This is a genomic window from Ensifer adhaerens (assembly GCF_002007205.1).
In the GTDB taxonomy this organism is placed as follows: Bacteria; Pseudomonadota; Alphaproteobacteria; order Rhizobiales; family Rhizobiaceae; genus Ensifer; species Ensifer adhaerens_D.
Map to the genome: position 1 here is coordinate 1082295 of NZ_LAZS01000005.1, position 16319 is coordinate 1098613.

17 protein-coding genes are annotated in these 16319 nt (G+C 62.3%); 12 read left to right on the plus strand and 5 right to left on the minus strand.

Annotation, left to right across the window (positions count from 1 at the left end; genetic code table 11):
• From XB14_RS08970 to XB14_RS08980, 3 genes are all read left to right on the plus strand, one after another.
• On the plus strand, positions 1-1254 hold the full coding sequence (locus XB14_RS08970; protein ID WP_143348304.1) for an SAM-dependent methyltransferase: 1254 nt from the start codon (positions 1-3) through the stop codon (positions 1252-1254).
• 80 nt (positions 1255-1334) lie between these two features.
• On the plus strand, positions 1335-1706 hold the full coding sequence (locus XB14_RS08975) for an SMR family transporter (protein ID WP_077961259.1): 372 nt from the start codon (positions 1335-1337) through the stop codon (positions 1704-1706).
• Complete coding sequence (locus XB14_RS08980) at positions 1693-2019, plus strand: SMR family transporter (RefSeq protein ID WP_077961260.1); 327 nt, start codon at positions 1693-1695, stop codon at positions 2017-2019. The genes XB14_RS08975 and XB14_RS08980 overlap by 14 nt, the downstream gene beginning before the upstream one ends.
• On the opposite strand, the gene XB14_RS08985 is transcribed toward XB14_RS08980, so the two are convergent.
• The gene (locus XB14_RS08985) at positions 2007-2849 is read right to left on the minus strand and encodes an SDR family NAD(P)-dependent oxidoreductase (RefSeq protein WP_179119563.1); all 843 of its coding nucleotides are present in this window, start codon (positions 2847-2849) and stop codon (positions 2007-2009) included. The genes XB14_RS08980 and XB14_RS08985 overlap by 13 nt on opposite strands.
• Positions 2850-3153: 304 nt before the next feature.
• Between XB14_RS08985 and XB14_RS08990 the strand changes: the two genes are divergently transcribed.
• From XB14_RS08990 to XB14_RS09010, 5 genes are all read left to right on the plus strand, one after another.
• The gene (locus tag XB14_RS08990) at positions 3154-4194 is read left to right on the plus strand and encodes a cysteine synthase A (protein WP_077961262.1); all 1041 of its coding nucleotides are present in this window, start codon (positions 3154-3156) and stop codon (positions 4192-4194) included.
• Positions 4195-4201: 7 nt separating this feature from the next.
• Positions 4202-4951 carry an alanyl-tRNA editing protein gene (locus XB14_RS08995; protein ID WP_077961263.1) on the plus strand — a complete coding sequence of 250 codons (750 nt, stop codon included), beginning with the start codon at positions 4202-4204 and terminating at the stop codon, positions 4949-4951.
• 16 nt (positions 4952-4967) lie between these two features.
• A complete protein-coding gene (gene sseA, locus XB14_RS33155) occupies positions 4968-5822 on the plus strand; it encodes a 3-mercaptopyruvate sulfurtransferase (protein WP_077961264.1) in 855 nt (284 codons plus the stop codon).
• A 4-nt stretch (positions 5823-5826) separates the two neighbouring features.
• Positions 5827-6390 (plus strand): GNAT family N-acetyltransferase, encoded by a 564-nt coding sequence (locus XB14_RS33160; protein WP_077961265.1) that lies wholly within the window; start codon positions 5827-5829, stop codon positions 6388-6390.
• Between the two features lie 92 nt (positions 6391-6482).
• Positions 6483-6950: a DUF1203 domain-containing protein gene (locus tag XB14_RS09010; RefSeq protein ID WP_077961266.1), complete on the plus strand. Its 468-nt coding sequence runs from the start codon at positions 6483-6485 to the stop codon at positions 6948-6950.
• Positions 6951-7002: 52 nt separating this feature from the next.
• On the opposite strand, the gene ald is transcribed toward XB14_RS09010, so the two are convergent.
• A complete protein-coding gene (gene ald / locus XB14_RS09015; protein WP_077961267.1) occupies positions 7003-8121 on the minus strand; it encodes an alanine dehydrogenase in 1119 nt (372 codons plus the stop codon).
• A 157-nt stretch (positions 8122-8278) separates the two neighbouring features.
• On the opposite strand from ald, the gene XB14_RS09020 reads away from it, so the two are divergent.
• The gene (locus tag XB14_RS09020; protein ID WP_077961268.1) at positions 8279-8740 is read left to right on the plus strand and encodes an Lrp/AsnC family transcriptional regulator; all 462 of its coding nucleotides are present in this window, start codon (positions 8279-8281) and stop codon (positions 8738-8740) included.
• 14 nt (positions 8741-8754) lie between these two features.
• On the opposite strand, the gene XB14_RS09025 is transcribed toward XB14_RS09020, so the two are convergent.
• The gene (locus tag XB14_RS09025) at positions 8755-10002 is read right to left on the minus strand and encodes a sensor domain-containing diguanylate cyclase (protein WP_077961269.1); all 1248 of its coding nucleotides are present in this window, start codon (positions 10000-10002) and stop codon (positions 8755-8757) included.
• A gap of 244 nt (positions 10003-10246) precedes the next feature.
• Here XB14_RS09025 and XB14_RS09030 point away from each other — a divergent pair, with 244 nt between their 5' ends.
• Positions 10247-12220, plus strand: a complete 1974-nt coding sequence (locus XB14_RS09030; protein WP_077961943.1) for a bifunctional 2',3'-cyclic-nucleotide 2'-phosphodiesterase/3'-nucleotidase — start codon at positions 10247-10249, stop codon at positions 12218-12220.
• A gap of 172 nt (positions 12221-12392) precedes the next feature.
• Here XB14_RS09030 and XB14_RS09035 read toward each other — a convergent pair whose 3' ends face one another.
• Positions 12393-12713: an HlyU family transcriptional regulator gene (locus XB14_RS09035; protein ID WP_077961270.1), complete on the minus strand. Its 321-nt coding sequence runs from the start codon at positions 12711-12713 to the stop codon at positions 12393-12395.
• Positions 12714-12789: 76 nt separating this feature from the next.
• On the minus strand, positions 12790-14037 hold the full coding sequence (gene ilvA, locus XB14_RS09040) for a threonine ammonia-lyase (RefSeq protein WP_077961271.1): 1248 nt from the start codon (positions 14035-14037) through the stop codon (positions 12790-12792).
• A gap of 152 nt (positions 14038-14189) precedes the next feature.
• Here ilvA and XB14_RS09045 point away from each other — a divergent pair, with 152 nt between their 5' ends.
• Both XB14_RS09045 and XB14_RS09050 read left to right on the plus strand, forming a co-directional pair.
• Entirely contained in the window at positions 14190-15644 is a 1455-nt protein-coding gene (locus tag XB14_RS09045; protein WP_077961272.1) for a TrkH family potassium uptake protein, read from the plus strand.
• A gap of 81 nt (positions 15645-15725) precedes the next feature.
• A complete protein-coding gene (locus tag XB14_RS09050; protein WP_077961273.1) occupies positions 15726-16316 on the plus strand; it encodes a hypothetical protein in 591 nt (196 codons plus the stop codon).
• Positions 16317-16319: the final 3 nt, after the last annotated feature.

Here is a 16319-nt window from a genome sequence, read left to right on the forward strand (position 1 = left end):
ATGCGTAACCTGGAAGCCGATTTTGCCGCATTTGACGGTGCGGTGGAGCTCTCCTCTGACAATCTGGCGACGGTCGCACGGGATTTTCCGCTCAGGGCGCGCATGGTGCTTGGCGCCTTGGTGCACCTTCAGGTGGGGACGTTGATGCTCGCCACGCCCGACGGCCGCAGGCTGATCATCAACGGCACCAGGGCCGGCCCCCGCGCGATACTCAATCTCAACAACTGGAACCTGCCCCAGCGTGCCATCTCAGGCGGCACGATCGGTGCGGCGGAAAGCTACATCGACGGCGACTGGGACAGTCCCGATGTCGGCGCCTTTCTCGAACTGTTCCTCATCAACGCCGAGATCGGCAGGAACTTTCCAAACCGTGCGCGCGGGCTTCTGCGACTTTTCGACAAGTTCCTACACTGGCGCAACGCCAACACGCGCTCCGGCGCTCGCCGCAACATTTCGGCCCATTATGACCTCGGCAATGCCTTCTATAGCGAATGGCTCGATCCGAGCATGACCTATTCGTCCGCACTCTATGCCACCGGCGCCAACGATCTGCGTTCCGCGCAGAGGGCCAAGTACCGCTCGCTTGCGGAGGCAACGAACCTGCGCACCGGTGATCATGTGCTTGAGATCGGCTGCGGCTGGGGCGGTTTTGCCGAGTTTGCGGCCACGGAAATCGGCTGCAAGGTCACCGGTCTGACGATCAGCCGCGAGCAACTGGCGTTCGCGCGCGAACGCATGCAGCGTGCGGGCCTTGCGGACCGCGTCGAACTGAAGTTCCAGGATTATCGCGAAGAAACGGGTACCTACGACCGCATCGTCTCGATCGAGATGTTCGAGGCCGTCGGCGAGAGATTCTGGGCGACCTATTTCTCGCAGCTGAGGCGATGCCTGAAGCCTGGCGGCAAGGCCGGTCTGCAGATCATCACCATCAAACCCGAAGCCTACGAGGAGTACCGCTCCAATCCGGACTTCATCCAGAAATACGTCTTCCCGGGCGGCATGCTGCCGACGCGCGAGCATCTGGTCGAGCTTGGCCGCAACGTCGGCCTGCGCATGATCAACGACTTCGGCTTCGGTGGCGACTATGCCCGCACACTTGGCGAATGGCGGGAACGGTTCTGGTCGGTCTGGAACAGGATAGAGCCGCTCGGCTTCGATCTTCGCTTCAAGCGGCTGTGGGAGTTCTACTTCTACTACTGCGAAGCCGGGTTCCGCGCCCGCAACATCGACGTCCGGCAGATCGTCTTCGAGTGAGTGCGTGCTCGGCGCGTCTTTACCGCGTCACCCGTAGCGCTTAAGAGGCGGTCATCCAAGTTTCTTTTCAAAGGTACAGCATGCGTCTTGCATGGTTTTTCCTCGCGCTCGCCATCGCGACCGAAGTGGTGGGCCTGACGGTGATGAAGGCCGCTTCCGAAAGCGGCTCCTATCTCGGGCATATCATCATGTATGTCTCGATCGCGCTCTCCTACGTCTTTCTGGCCAAAGCGGTAAAGACGATATCGGTCGGCGTCGCTTACGCAATCTGGGAAGGTTCGGGCGTAGCCATCATCACGCTGGTTTCGGTTTTCGTCTTCGGCCACGTGCTGACCGGACGCGAAATGCTCGGTCTTTCAATGGCGATCGTCGGCATCCTGCTTGTCAATGCCGGCGAATATCACGACGAGGACGAAGCGGCGAGCGCAGGAGCAGCCAATGAGCGCGCCTAGCATCTACTTCGTTCTCGCGGTCATTGCCGGCATTCTCGACGTTGCGGCCAACCTCGCCTCGACGAAATCCGAAGGGTTCGCCCGCCGCGGCTGGGGCATCCTTTCGATCCTGCTGGTGCTTGCCGCCTTTGCCTTCCTGGCGGAAGCCATCAAGGGCATGGAGCTTGCCATCGCCTATGCCGTGCTTGGCGCAACCGGGATCTTCGGGACAGCTATCTGCGGCCGCGTTCTGTTCGGCCAGAAGCTGAAGCCGATCGGCTGGGCCGGCCTCGCGCTCATCTTCGGCGCGGTGCTGGTGCTTCACACCGCCTGACGCGGACGCCCGCCGGGCCCGGCGTGCTTCTTGCCTTCCATCGCCTCCGTCTGGCCGCGGGTCAGCCAGTTCAGCAGGCTGAAATAGAGGCTGTAGGGCAAGAGATCCATCAGCTTCACCGCGTAAGCAAAGCGGCGCGGGAAGGCGATCTCGAACCGCCGCGATTTCAGGCCGGCGACGATGCGGCTTGCAGCCTCCTCGCTCGTCACCGGGACCGGCCGCGGAAAGCGGATACGCGCGGTCCCCGGCGTATCGACAAAGCCGGGGCTGATGATCTGCAGCCGGATGCCGATCCGGTCGAGATCGAATTTCAAGCTTTCCGCCATATTGATCAGCGCGGCCTTTGTCGCGCCATAGGCGGCGCTGGTCGGCAACCCGCCATAGCCGGCGACGGACGAGACGATGGCGATGTGTCCGCGCCCCCGCGCCTTCATATGGTCGACCGCCGGCAAGAGACAGTTAACGACGCCGTTGAGGTTGACGGCAAAGCTCTTCTCGAAAGTCTCGCGGTGAAGCTCGTCCCCCCGCACCGCCAGCGCGACACCCGCGTTCAGGACCACGAGCGAAAGATGCCCGTGATCGTATTCGATCGCCGCCATCACCCGTTCCATATCGGCGGGATCGGTAACGTCACCGTCGAGCACGGTGATACGGCCCTCGCTTGCTGCTTCGTGCTGCAGGTCCACAAGCCTGTCATGGTTCCTGGCCGTCACGACGACGGCATAACCTTCGCGCACCAGAGCAAGAGCCAGCGCCCGCCCTGTCCCCGAACTGGCGCCCGTAACCCAAGCCAGTTTCTGTTCCGGTTTCGTAGATTGGATACTCATCACTCACTCCTCGGCACGCGCCGGGAAACACGTACGCATCTCCTTCTGTGGGCGAAAAATGACTTGCCCGGCCCTTCATCGCGTCAGCGCTCCTTGCCGCCGGCTCTCCGATGCCCTGGAGACGATTTTTGTTCGGGACAGAGCGGTGACGAAACGCTATTTCTTGCCTGAAGTGCAGGCTGAGCCGAAAACACGCCAACATTTCGGCGGTCCGGAAACGTTGTCGATATTCGCCGGCCGCCGTTCGTTCTTACCTGGTACGCGCCGCCTTGCCGCGGTGCCTGTCCTCCAACACGAGGTTCTGCAAATGGCCATTCTCCCGTCGGTGCTCGAAGCAATCGGAAACACGCCTTTGATCCGGTTGAAATCCGTGTCCGAGGCGACAGGCTGCGAGATCCTCGGCAAGGCCGAGTTTCTGAACCCCGGACAATCGGTCAAGGACCGCGCGGCGCTCTGGATCATTCGCCATGCGGAACGCACCGGCCAGCTGCGTCCGGGCGGCGTCATCGTCGAAGGCACGGCCGGTAATACCGGCATCGGCCTGGCGCTGGTCGGCCAGGCGCTCGGCTATCGCACCGTCATCGTCATCCCGGAAACCCAGAGCCAGGAAAAGAAGGACGCGCTGCGACTGCTCGGCGCCGAACTGGTCGAAGTGCCGGCTGTTCCCTACAAGAACCCCAACAACTACGTGAAGATCTCCGGCCGGCTTGCCGAGCAACTGGCCAAGACCGAGCCGAACGGGGCGATCTGGGCGAACCAGTTCGACAACGTCGCCAACCGCGATGCGCACGTGGAAACGACTGCGCCGGAGATCTGGCGCGACACGGACGGCAAGGTCGACGGCTTCATCTGCGCCGTTGGCTCCGGCGGCACGCTGGCCGGCGTCGCCCAGGGCCTCAGAGCCAAGAACCCCGCGGTCAAGATCGGCCTGGCGGATCCGCAAGGCGCCGCCCTCTACAATTTCTACGCCAATGGCGAATTGAAATCCGAGGGAAGCTCGATCACCGAGGGCATCGGCCAGGGCCGAATCACGGCCAACCTCGAAGGCTTCACGCCCGACTTCTCCTACCAGATTCCCGATTCGGAAGCGGTGCCCTACGTCTTCGATCTGATCGAAAAGGAAGGCATCTGCGTCGGTGGTTCCACGGGCATCAACATTGCCGGTGCGGTGCGGCTCGCCAAGGACCTCGGACCGGGACATACGATCGTGACGATCCTGTGCGACTATGGTAACCGCTATCAGTCGAAGCTTTTCAATCCGGACTTCCTCGCCTCCAAGGGGCTGCCGGTGCCGACGTGGTTGAAGACGGCTTCCAACATTGCTGTGCCATACGAATCAGTTGGATAGGAATGCGATGCCCAGGACCGTGACTGCCCTCTTCCGTGACGATTTCTACCTCTCGACCTGCGAGGCGAGCGTCACCGGAATCCTCGAAGATGGCGGGATCGAGCTTGATCAGACCTGCTTCTATGCCACGTCCGGCGGCCAACCCGGCGACACGGGCTTCCTGGAGCGCGCCGACGGCAGCCGGATCGACATCGCGGTCGCGCGCCACGGCGAAACGAAGGACATCATCATTCACGTCCCGGCCGCAGAGCAGCCGGTGCCTGAAGTCGGCGAGAAGCTCGTTCTCCATATCGACTGGCCGCGCCGCTACCGCCTGATGCGTATGCACACCGCCTGCCACCTGCTTTCGGTCGTCTGCCCCTTCCCAATCACGGGCGCCTCGGTCGGCGAGGACGAGAGCCGTGTCGATTTCGACATGAGCGAGACGATCGACCGGGACGAAGTCACGGCGGCGCTGATGAAACTGGTCGAAGAAAACCACCCCGTCTACGTGCAATGGATCACCGACGACGAGTTGGCCTCCAATCCCGGCATCGTCAAATCCAAGAATGTTCGCCCGCCGATGGGGCTCGGACGCGTCAGCCTTGTCTGCATCGGTGAGAACTCGGCGGTCGACAGCCAGCCCTGCGGCGGCACGCATGTATCCGAAACGCAGGAAGTCGGCGCCATCCACATCGCCAAGATCGAGAAAAAGGGTAAGGAGAACCGTCGGTTCCGTATCCGCTTCGGCGCGCCCGAAGACCGTGCATCAGTTTGAGTAAGGAGTTGCGACCGTGACCAACAACAAGAGCGCCTTTGTCGTTTCCGCCGATTGGCTGCAGGAGCGCCTCGGCGATCCCTCGATCCGGATCCTCGACGCGTCGTGGTACCTGCCGGCACAGAAGCGCAACCCGAAGGCGGAATACGACGCCGGGCACATTCCCGGTGCTGTCTTCTTCGACCAGGACGCCATTGCCGACCATACGAGCGGCCTGCCGCATACGCTGCCTTCGCCGGAAGCCTTTGCTGAAGCGGTGGGCGCGCTCGGCGTCAGCGAGACGGACACGATCGTCGTCTATGACGGCCCGGGCATCATGACGGCGCCGCGCGTCTGGTGGGAGCTGCGCATCATGGGGGCCAGGAACGTCTACGTGCTCGATGGCGGCATGGACGGCTGGCACCGGGAAGGCCGCCCCGTCACGACCGAAGTGCCCTCGCCTAGGCCGGCCACGTTCAAGCCGAGCTTTACGCCGGCCGCCGTCACCTCCCTGGCCGGAATGAAGGAGATCGTTGCCAACGGCGCCGTCCAGATCGCCGATGCTCGTGGCGCTGCCCGCTTCTATGGCGAGGAGGCCGAGCCGCGCGCCGGCCTACGTTCCGGTCACATGCCCGGCGCCCATAGCCTTCCGTCCGGTGTCTTTTCGGAAAACGGCAAGCTTAAGGATCTCGCCGCCTTGCGCCAGACCTTTGCGGACGCCGGCGTCGACCTTTCGAAGCCCGTGGTCACGACCTGCGGCTCGGGCGTGACCGCGGCTATCATCACGCTGGCGCTGCAATCGCTCGGCCACACCGACAACACGCTCTATGACGGCTCCTGGTCGGAATGGGGTGGACGTGCCGACACCACCGTCGTCACCGGTCGTGAGTGACGCCATGCGCCCTCCGAAACTCGCCTCACTGACGGCGCACGTTACCGAACTCGAAATGACCGCTCCGCCGAAGCAGAGCCTGCCGATGCCGGTCAATATCCAGACTGCAATCCTGCGCGTCTCCGACATTCCGCTCGGCTACTATCGGTTTCTCTATCTGCGCGTCGGCCGCCGCTGGCATTGGACCGAACGGCTGCGGATGAGCGACGAGGATCTGGCAGCGCTGCTTGGCGACAAGCGAACGAGCGTGACGGTTCTTTACGTTAACGGCGCACCTGCCGGCTTCTTCGAATTGCATCAGGGCGACGACGACGTGGTCGAGCTCGTCCATTTCGGGCTGATGGAACACGCGCTTGGCCTTGGGCTCGGCAAATGGTTCCTGCTGCAGACGCTGTTTGCCGCCTGGGCGCTGAACCCGAGCAAGCTGAAGGTGACCACCAACAATCTCGACCACCCGCGCGCGCTGCAGCTCTACCAGCAGTTCGGCTTCTCGCCGGTCGCAACCCGCGAGGCCACGGTCTCTCCTTTGACCGATGCCGAACTTCTGAGCCTGGCGAAAAACCTCTGACGAACACCATCCGGCAAGTTCCGGGTGTCCTGATGGCTGCAGCCGGTGCAATCTCCTGATCGAACAATATAAGTCGATCAAGGAGATACACCATGCCGCTGCGCTATTTTCCGATGTCTGACGCGGAAGCCCGCCGGATAAGAGAGGGCGGGCTGGACGCTTATGGCAATGCGCCGGAGCGACAGATCTCCGACGGCGGCGGCGTACCTTGCCGTCATTGCCTGGATTATGTCGAGGCCGGCGCGCCCTATTTGATCTTCGCGCTTCGACCGTTTTCGACCTTGCAGCCTTACGCGGAAACCGGCCCGGTATTCATGCACGCCGAGGCCTGCCCGGCGCATGATGGCGAAACCTTGCCGCCGATCCTGAGCTCGCGTGACAGCTATCTCCTGCGCGGCTACGGCCCCGACGAACGGATCGTCTACGGGACCGGTGACGTCATCGCCAGGGAACAGCTTGAAACGCGAGCGAATGAACTGCTGGCACGACCCGACATTTCAGCCGTCCATGTGCGCTCGACCAGGTACAACTGCTACCAGTGTCGGATCGTCTCCGCCTGACACCTTCGTGGCAATCGGCCCGGCATCGCCGCCGGGCCGATTGGTCATTCCGTCAGGCGACGTTCAGCACCGCCTCGGGCGCATAGGCATCATAGCCGAGCGCTTCGGCGACAGGCGCGTTGGTGACGCGACCACGGTGAACGTTAAGGCCGGCGCGCAGATGCCGGTCTTCGGCAATCGCCTTCAGCCCCTTGTCGGCAAGCTGCAGGCCATAGTGCAGCGTGGCGTTGTTGAGCGCATGCGCCGAGGTCACCGGTACGGCGCCCGGCATGTTCGCAACGCAATAATGCACGATGCCGTCGACCTCATAAGTCGGGTCAGAGTGCGTGGTGGCATGCGAGGTTTCGAAGCAGCCGCCCTGGTCGATGGCGACGTCGACGATGACGGCACCCTTCTTCATGCCGGTCAGCATTTCGCGGGTCACAAGCTTCGGCGCCGCAGCACCCGGGATCAGCACGGCGCCGATGACCAGATCGGCGGAGAAGACTTCCTCTTCCAGCGCGTCGATGGTCGAATAGCGCGTGTGCACGCGGCCGGCAAAGAGATCGTCGAGTTGCCGCAGACGCGGGATCGAACGATCAAGGATAGAGACATCGGCGCCGAGACCAGCCGCCATGCGCGCGGCATGCAGGCCGACGACACCACCACCGATGACGGTAACCTTGGCCGGCAGCACGCCCGGCACGCCGCCAAGCAGGATGCCGCGGCCACCATTGGCTTTTTGCAGCGAGGTGGCACCCGCCTGGATCGCCAGGCGCCCCGCAACTTCGGACATCGGCGCGAGCAGCGGAAGGCCGCCGCGATCGTCGGTGACGGTTTCATAGGCAATCGCCGTGACGCCGGAATTCAACAGACCCTTGGTCTGTTCCGGATCGGGCGCAAGATGCAGATAGGTATAGAGAATTTGGCCTTCACGCAGCTGCGCCCATTCGGAGGGCTGCGGCTCCTTGACCTTGACGATCATGTCCGACCTTTCGAACACGTCCTTTGCCGTCGCGACGATCTTCGCGCCAGCGGCACGATAGGCATCGTCATCCGCGCCGATCCCTGCCCCGGCCTTGGTCTCCACGATTACCTCGTGGCCATGGGCAATATATTCACGCACCGAGCCGGGCGTCAGGCCGACACGATATTCATGGTTTTTGATTTCCTTCGGGCAACCGACACGCATCCTAGCGTTCCTCTCCTGTAATGGGCTTTGCGCCGCTTTTGACGAGGCAATCAGCAAAACACGCTGACAATCGAATGTCCTTGCAAAGACGAGAGCCCCCGCGCAATGATTTCGAAGAATGTTGCGACAACAAGCGCAGGATTGAGGGAAATCACGAATGAGCGAACTTGATGCCATCGATCATGCGATTCTGCGCATTCTTCAGCAGAACGGCCGGATCTCGAATGCCGATCTGGCGGCCAAGGTCGGACTCTCTCCGTCCGCCTGTTCTCGGCGGCTCGACATCCTGGAAAAATCCGGAACCATCGCCGGCTATCATGCCCGGATCGCCCATAAGGCGCTCGACTACCAGATCATGGTCATCGTGCATATTTCGCTCTCCGGCCAGTTCGCAAAGACGCTCGCCGAATTCGAGGCAGCGGTAAAGCTCTGTCCGAACGTGCTTGTCTGCTACCTGATGTCCGGGGAGTACGACTATATCCTGCGGGTCGCGGCCAAGGATCTGCAGGACTATGAGCGCATTCACCGCGACTGGCTTTCGGCCCTGCCCCACGTGGTGAAGATCAATTCCAGCTTCTCGCTGCGCGAAATCATCGACCGGCCGAATGTCGGCATCTGAAGCTTCGAGATGACCTATCGGCCGACGACGCAATTGCGCCCGCGTCCCTTGGCGGCATAGAGCCTCAGGTCGGCCTGGGTCAGCAGATCCTCGACCGAGGCACCATCGGCAGGTGACGACGAAAGCCCTATGCTCGCCGTCACCGCCTGCCCGTCCGGCGTCGCGATCTGATCGGAGATCGAGAGCCGAATCTCTTCCGCGCGCCGCAGGGCGTCGGCATGCGCCATTGCCGGACACAGGATCACGAATTCCTCGCCGCCATAACGAAACAGCCGGTCGACCGGGCGCAACTTCGATTTCACCGTCTCCACCAGCCGCTGCAGCACCCGGTCCCCTTCGAGATGACCGAAGCGATCGTTGACGCCCTTGAAGTGGTCGACGTCGATGATCATCAGCGTCACCGCTGCATTTTCGGCGCTCGCCGCGCGCAGCATCTCGGGTGCCTCGATCTCGAACCGGCTGCGGTCGAGCGAGCCCGTCAGCGTGTCCTGCCCGGAGCGCGACAGCAGATCCTCGTAGCGTTCACGGAAGGTCAGCGTGTTGAAGATGTCGCCAAGCGGCCGGTCCGACATCGCCAGCGACGGATGGCGCGAGAGGTTGAGATAAAGGCCGACGGCAATGGCATAGAAGGGCGCCGCCAGCATCTTCGCCATCCATCCGCCCCAGAACACCTCGGCCGGCGCGCCGTTCCACCAGCGCAACGCCGCATAGAAGGCGGCCTGGTCGAAGGTCAGCACCACGACGCCGCAGATGAGGAAGCGGACGGTCACGAAGTGACGCAGCCACCGCCCCAGGCGCTCGTAAAGCAGGATGATCATCAGCGAATCGAAGTAGAGGATCGTCGTTCCCCAGACCATCAGCCATCCCATCTCGTCGATGAAGGCGAGGTCGGCGGAGCGCTCCGCCACGATCGACACCGTATCGTGCTGGCGCAGAAGAAGGCTGAGCGCCACGGTCAGGAAATTGCCGGCGAGCAGACCATAGATCGGCTGGCGCACCGTTGCCGCGTCCTCCTTCACATAGAGAAGGAGAATCATCATCAGCTTGCCGGAAAACAGGACCGCCGAGCCGGGCGAAATCACGCCGAAAGGCAACTGCACATAGAAGACCGCTGCGAGATAGGTCTCGATGAAATGCATCACCCCGAGCGCGGCGACGAACACACCGAGCCCCAACCGGGCGCGAAGGTGCAGCAGCCCGATCATCGCCGTGACGTAGACCAGCGCCTCGCCGACGAAAAGAAGAAGGTTGGCGTTTGGCATGTGCTTGAGAAAGTTCCGTTTCCTGGAGCACCGTTAACCAGGAAACTTGAAGAAAACTTTACCAGGTATCCGCTCTCGCTCGACCTTGAGGTGCGAAAATCTGCCGCTTTCGGAAACGTCGGCTTTCCGGCATAGTCGCCGCCAACCCACCGTCGTTCGCCTTCCGGCGAACAAAACTCCCGATTGCATCCCTTTTTTACATGACGACCCGTATTCTTGATAAATGGAGGACCGCATGACATCGATGACATCCCCGCTTCACCTCACGCGCCGCTCGCTTCTTGCGGGGGCCGCAGCTTCCTCGGCGCTCGTCATGTTGCATCCATTCTCGGTTCGGGCCGCCGCCAACCAGGCGCATCTCAGGATCATGGAAACGACGGACCTGCACGTCCACGTGTTCCCCTACGACTATTACGGCGACAAGCCGAACGACACCGTCGGCCTTGCGCGCACGGCTTCTATCATCGACGCCATCCGCGCCGAAGCGACGAATTCGATCCTCGTGGATAACGGCGACTTCCTGCAGGGCAATCCGATGGGCGACTACATCGCCTATCAACGCGGTATAAAGGACGGCGACATCCACCCTGTTATCGCCGCCATGAACGTGCTCGGCTATGACTGCGGCACGCTCGGCAACCATGAGTTCAACTACGGCCTCGACTTCATGTTCAAGGCGCTCAACGGCGCCAACTTCCCGCTCGTCTGCGCCAACCTGACGAAAGGGGCACTTGCCGCCAATGCCCGCCAGGACGAGTTGTTCCTGAAGCCCTACGTCATTCTCGACCGCAAGGTGAAGGACGGCTCTGGCCAGGAGCACGAGATCCGCATCGGCCTCATCGGCTTCGTTCCGCCGCAGATCATGACCTGGGACGCCAAGCATCTGGAGGGCAAGGCCAATGCCCGCGACATCGTCAAGGCGGCCGAAGCCTGGGTGCCGCAGATGCGCGAGGAAGGCGCCGACATCGTGGTGGCGCTCTCCCACTCCGGCATCGGCCAGGAGGCCTATGCGGAAAACCTCGAGAACGCCTCCGTGCCGCTGGCCGCAATCGAAGGCATCGACGCGATCGTTACCGGCCACAGCCACCTGGATTTCCCAGGACCGAAGTTCGACGGCCTCTCCGGCGTCGACAACAAGAAGGGGCTGATCTCCGGCAAGCCCGGCGTCATGGGCGGCTTCTGGGGCTCGCATCTCGGCCTGATCGACCTGCTCATCGAGCGCGAAGGCGGCGCCTGGCGCGTCGTCAGCTCGACGAGCGAAGCGCGGCCGATCTATCGCCGCGTCGAAAAGAAAGTCGTGGCCGAAGTCGCCGACAGAAAGGAAGTTCTGGCTGCCGCGCAGAAGGACCACGAGGCGACGCTTGCATATGTGCGCACGCCAGTCGGCAAGACCAGTGCGCCGCTCTACTCCTACTTCGCCCTGGTTGCCGACGATCCATCGGTGCAGATCGTCAGCCAGGCGCAGACCTGGTACATCAAGGACATGCTGAAGGACACCGAGCACCGCGACCTGCCTGTGCTTTCGGCCGCCGCTCCCTTCAAGGCCGGTGGCCGTGGCGGCGCCGATTACTACACGGACGTTCCGGCCGGCGACATCGCCATCAAGAACGTCGCGGACCTCTATCTCTATCCGAACACCGTCCAGGCCGTGGTCATATCAGGCGAACAGGTGCGCAACTGGCTGGAGATGTCGGCCGGCATCTTCAACGAGGTCAAACCGGGCGCTTCGGACGCACCGCTGATCAACGGCGGCTTCCCGTCCTACAACTTCGACGTCATCGACGGGGTCACCTATCAGATCGATCTTTCCGTGCCGCCGAAGTTCGACAAGGATGGCAACACCATCAACGCCGCCTCGAACCGCATCAAGAACCTGCAATTCAACGGGCAAGCAATTGATCCGGCGCAGAAATTCGTCGTGGCCACCAACAACTACCGCGCCGGCGGCGGCGGCAACTTCCCCGACATCACCGCCGACAGGGTGATCTTCGTCGCCCCGGACACCAACCGCGACGTCGTGGTCCGCTACATCATCGATCAGGGCACGATCAACCCGTCGGCCGACGCCAACTGGACCTTCGTGCCGCTCGCCGGCACGAGCGTCACCTTCGACAGCGGTCCGAAGGCGCGGCAGTTCCTGGCGCAGGTCAAGGGCGTGACGATCGAGGATGCCGGTGACGCCGCCGAGGGCTTCGCACGCTTCCGGATCAAGCTCTGAGCCGCAGCCGATCGGGCGTGGGTTGCCGCTTGCGGCGGCCCACGCGCCTGGCGCGTGGTCGATCCGGCCGCGCAAATCGCCGGCAGAAATCCTCAGCGTTCCTGACGCAGGGTATGAGCTGCGCCTGGTAAGTCTCTGTTTATTTTACATTATCTTGAAGAGCCGCGGAGGCTCACACCTGGCGCGACGGGGCGTCGTCGGAAAACAGCGACGGGCCGGTCTGATCGATGATCTGGCGCCCCTTGCGCAGCGCCGCGTCGATCGCATCCTGCTCGGACGTGAAGAGATCGGCACGGATGAAGCTGCGGACCTTGGTCCCACCTTCGGCCGAGGCCTTCTCGATATTGCCGGCCAGACGAAACTGCGAGCCCTCGCGCATCGGCGTGGCGCGGATGGTGCAATCCGCATAGGCCTCGGATTTCCCCGGCGCTGCCTGCGCCTGGTCTTCGGAGTTGCCGGAACGGCCGAAAAATTTCGAGAAAAACGATGCCATGCCCAAGACTTAGACGCCGCGGCCGATACTGTCAAAGCCTAAGTGCCGATAATCGACCGCGACGTCCTCATCCTCATCAGATGATCAGATTGGAGAGGATCTCGTTCTCGGTGATGTCCTGGTAGCGAAGCCCGGCGGCGTCGAAGCGGGCCTTCAGCACCGGGAAGTTCTCGGCATGTTTGGTCTCGATGCCGATCAGGATGGAGCCGAAGTTGCGGGCCGACTTCTTCAGATATTCGAAGCGCGAGATGTCGTCCTCGTCACCGAGCAGATTGAGGAAATCGCGAAGGGCCCCCGGTCGCTGCGCCATGCGCAGGATAAAGTACTTCTTGAGGCCGGCATGGCGCATCGCGCGCTCCTTGACGTCGGGCAGGCGCTCGAAATCGAAATTGCCGCCGGAAACGACGGCGACCACCGTCTTGCCGGCAAGCTTTTCGGGCCCCAGCATTTCCAGCGCCGAGATCGAAAGGGCGCCAGCCGGCTCGAGCACGACGCCTTCGACATTCAGCATGTCCACGATCGTCAGGCAGATGGCATTCTCCGCCAGGAGCATGACCTGGTCGGGCGAGAAACGCCGAAGTGCTGCAAAGTTCAGATCGCCGATCCGCCCGACAGCGGCACCGTCGACGAAGTTGTCGACCTGGTCGAGGGTCACCACGCTGCCGGTTTCCAGGCTTTCGCGCAGGCTGGGCGCGCCGACCGGTTCGCAGAACACGAAGTGATCAGCCGCGACCTTATCCTTGAGGTAGCCGGTGACGCCCGCGGCAAGTCCGCCACCGCCGACCGGCAGCACGACGAGATCGGGCACTACGCCCTCCGGCAACTGCCAGGCAATTTCCGCCGCAACACTTGCCTGCCCCTCGATGATGTCGGCGTGATCGAAAGGCGGCACCATGACGCCGCCGATCGCGTCCACGTGGTCGCGGGCCGCCTTGTAGCACTGGTCGAAGATATCGCCGACCAGCTTGATGGTGATGAATTCGCCGCCGAACATCCTAGTCTTGTCGATCTTCTGCTGCGGCGTCGTCACCGGCATGAAGACGACACCCGGCACGCCGAAATGACGGCAGACGAAAGCGAAGCCCTGGGCATGGTTGCCGGCCGAGGCGCAGACGAAGGTCTTGCCCGAAGCGCCGGCGCCGATCGCCTTGCGGAAGAAATTGAAGGCGCCGCGGATCTTGTAGGAGCGAACCGGCGAAAGATCCTCGCGCTTGAGGTAGATGTTGGCGCCATAGCGTGCGCTCAAGTGCTCGTTGAGCTGCAGCGGCGTCGGCGGGAAGATCTCCCGCAAGGCTTCGGTTGCGGTTTCGACATCCTGCTTCATCACGTACGGTCTTCCGTTGAGTTGGTCGCTGGCCGTCGCTATTGCACATCACAACGCCCGAAGCCATGGCTTTGACTCGAATCGGGCCGGCGTTGAAAATGGGCAGCACCTGTCCGGCCGGTATGCCGCATTGATTTCCAGGAAATGAACGCTTGAACGCAACCCTCATCCGGCATGCCGTGCACATCTCGGCGATCCTCGGCATTTATCTTGCCTGCGCCATGCTGGTGCCGGCGATGGTCGACCTCTATTACGGACACCCGGACTGGCAGATTTTTGCCGCCTCGTCCTTCATGGTCGGCGGCCTTTCGCTGGCGACCTTCATGGCCACGCGCATGGGGCCGCCGCCGTTTTCGAAGAAGTTCGGCTTCGTCCTCGTCAACATGCTCTGGGCTGTGTTTTCCGTGGTCGGCGCGATCCCACTCTGGCTGTCGTCCATGAAGCTCGACTTTGCTCAGGCGCTGTTCGAATCCGTGTCGGCAATCACCACGACAGGCGCAACCGTGATCGTCGGTCTCGACGATGCGCCGCCGGGGCTTCTCGTCTGGCGTTCACTGCTCTGCTGGCTTGGCGGCATCGGCATCGTCGTGCTCGGGCTGTTCATCATCCCTTATCTCAGGGTGGGCGGCATGTCGTTCTTCAAGATGGAGTCCTCCGACACCGGCGACAAACCCTTTGCCCGGCTCGCCAGCTTCAGCCGCGCCTTCCTGGCGATCTACGTCGTCATCACCCTGCTATGCACGATCGGTTACTTCCTCACCGGCATGAACCGCTTCGATGCGATCAACCACGCGATGTCGACGGTGGCGACCGGCGGGTTCTCCACCCATGACGCATCCTTCGCCTATTTCGGCAGCATACCGCTGCTCTGGACCGCCACCTTCTTCATGGCGCTCTGCAGCCTGCCCTTTTCGATCCTGATCGTGCTCGTCGCGCGCGGAAGACTCGACGCGCTGCGCGACCCGCAAATCATCGTGTTCCTCGGCTATCTCTCTGCATTCTCGATCGCCGTCGCCGTCTACCACCGGCTTGCCAATGGCGTGGAATTCCACCTGGCGCTGGCGCATTCCTTCTTCAACATCACCTCGATCCTCTCGACCAGCGGCTATGCCAGCCAGGACTACAGCCTCTGGGGACCGTTCGTCGTCATCGCCGCCTTTATCGCCACCTTCATGGGCGGATGTTCCGGATCGACCGCCGGCGGTATCAAGGCCTATCGCTTCATCGTGCTCTTCAACGCGATCCGTTCGGGACTGAACAAACTCGTCTACCCCAATGCGATCTATGCGGTGCGCTATGGCGGCAACGCCGTCGACGCGGACACGCAACGTTCCATCTTCCTGTTCTTCATCACCTACATTCTACTGTGGGTGCTCGGCAGTCTCGCCATGGGCGCGCTCGGCTACGATCTGGTCACCGCGACTTCGGCGGTCATCACCTGCCTCTCCAATGTCGGCCCGGGCCTCGGGCCGATCATCGGGCCGGCCGGCAACTTCTCGACGCTCGGCGATCCCGAACTCTATCTGCTGTCGTTGATGATGCTGCTCGGTCGTCTCGAAGTGCTGACCGTGCTGGTAATCCTGACGCCGGTCTTCTGGAAGCATTGACCATTCGCGCGCCGGCCCTATCGTCTTGACTTGGTGCAGCAGATGCCGAAAGTCGGTCGGAACCGGCGATGGGGGAACGTCATGGTGAAACATATGGGGCTTCTGGCGTTGCTGACCGCCGCAGCGGCGCTTTCGACCGGTCTCGCCGTACAGGCAGGCCCGCTTGCCGAAGCGGCCGCCCAAGCCGAGAAGCTCGCGGCTTCCGGCGACGCGGCGAAGGCCCATGACCTGCTGCGCCAGGCGATGAGCGATTTCTCGCAAACGCTGCCGCTGGCGATCGGTAGGGCGGTTTTCGTGACCAAGGCACCGGCCGGCTACGCCATGTATGACCCGCGTGAGGGCTCGGTCTTCAAGGAGGGAGAGTCGTTGATCTCCTATATCGAGCCGATCGGCCTCACCTGGAAGGAGTCGGCAACGAAGGGCCAGCTCGAAAGCCACTTCACCGTGGATTTTGATATTCTCAACCCGAAGGGCGACGTGCTCGCAGGCCAGAAGGCGTTCGGTGATTTCACCTTCACCGGCCACCTCAGAAACCAGGAAATCTATTCGACGCTGACCATCGACGTCTCCGGCGCACCGGCCGGCGACTATGTGCTGCGCTTCCATTTCAATGACGTCAACAGCGGCAAAAGCGCCAGCGTCGACCAACCGTTCAAGATTGCCGGACCATAACAC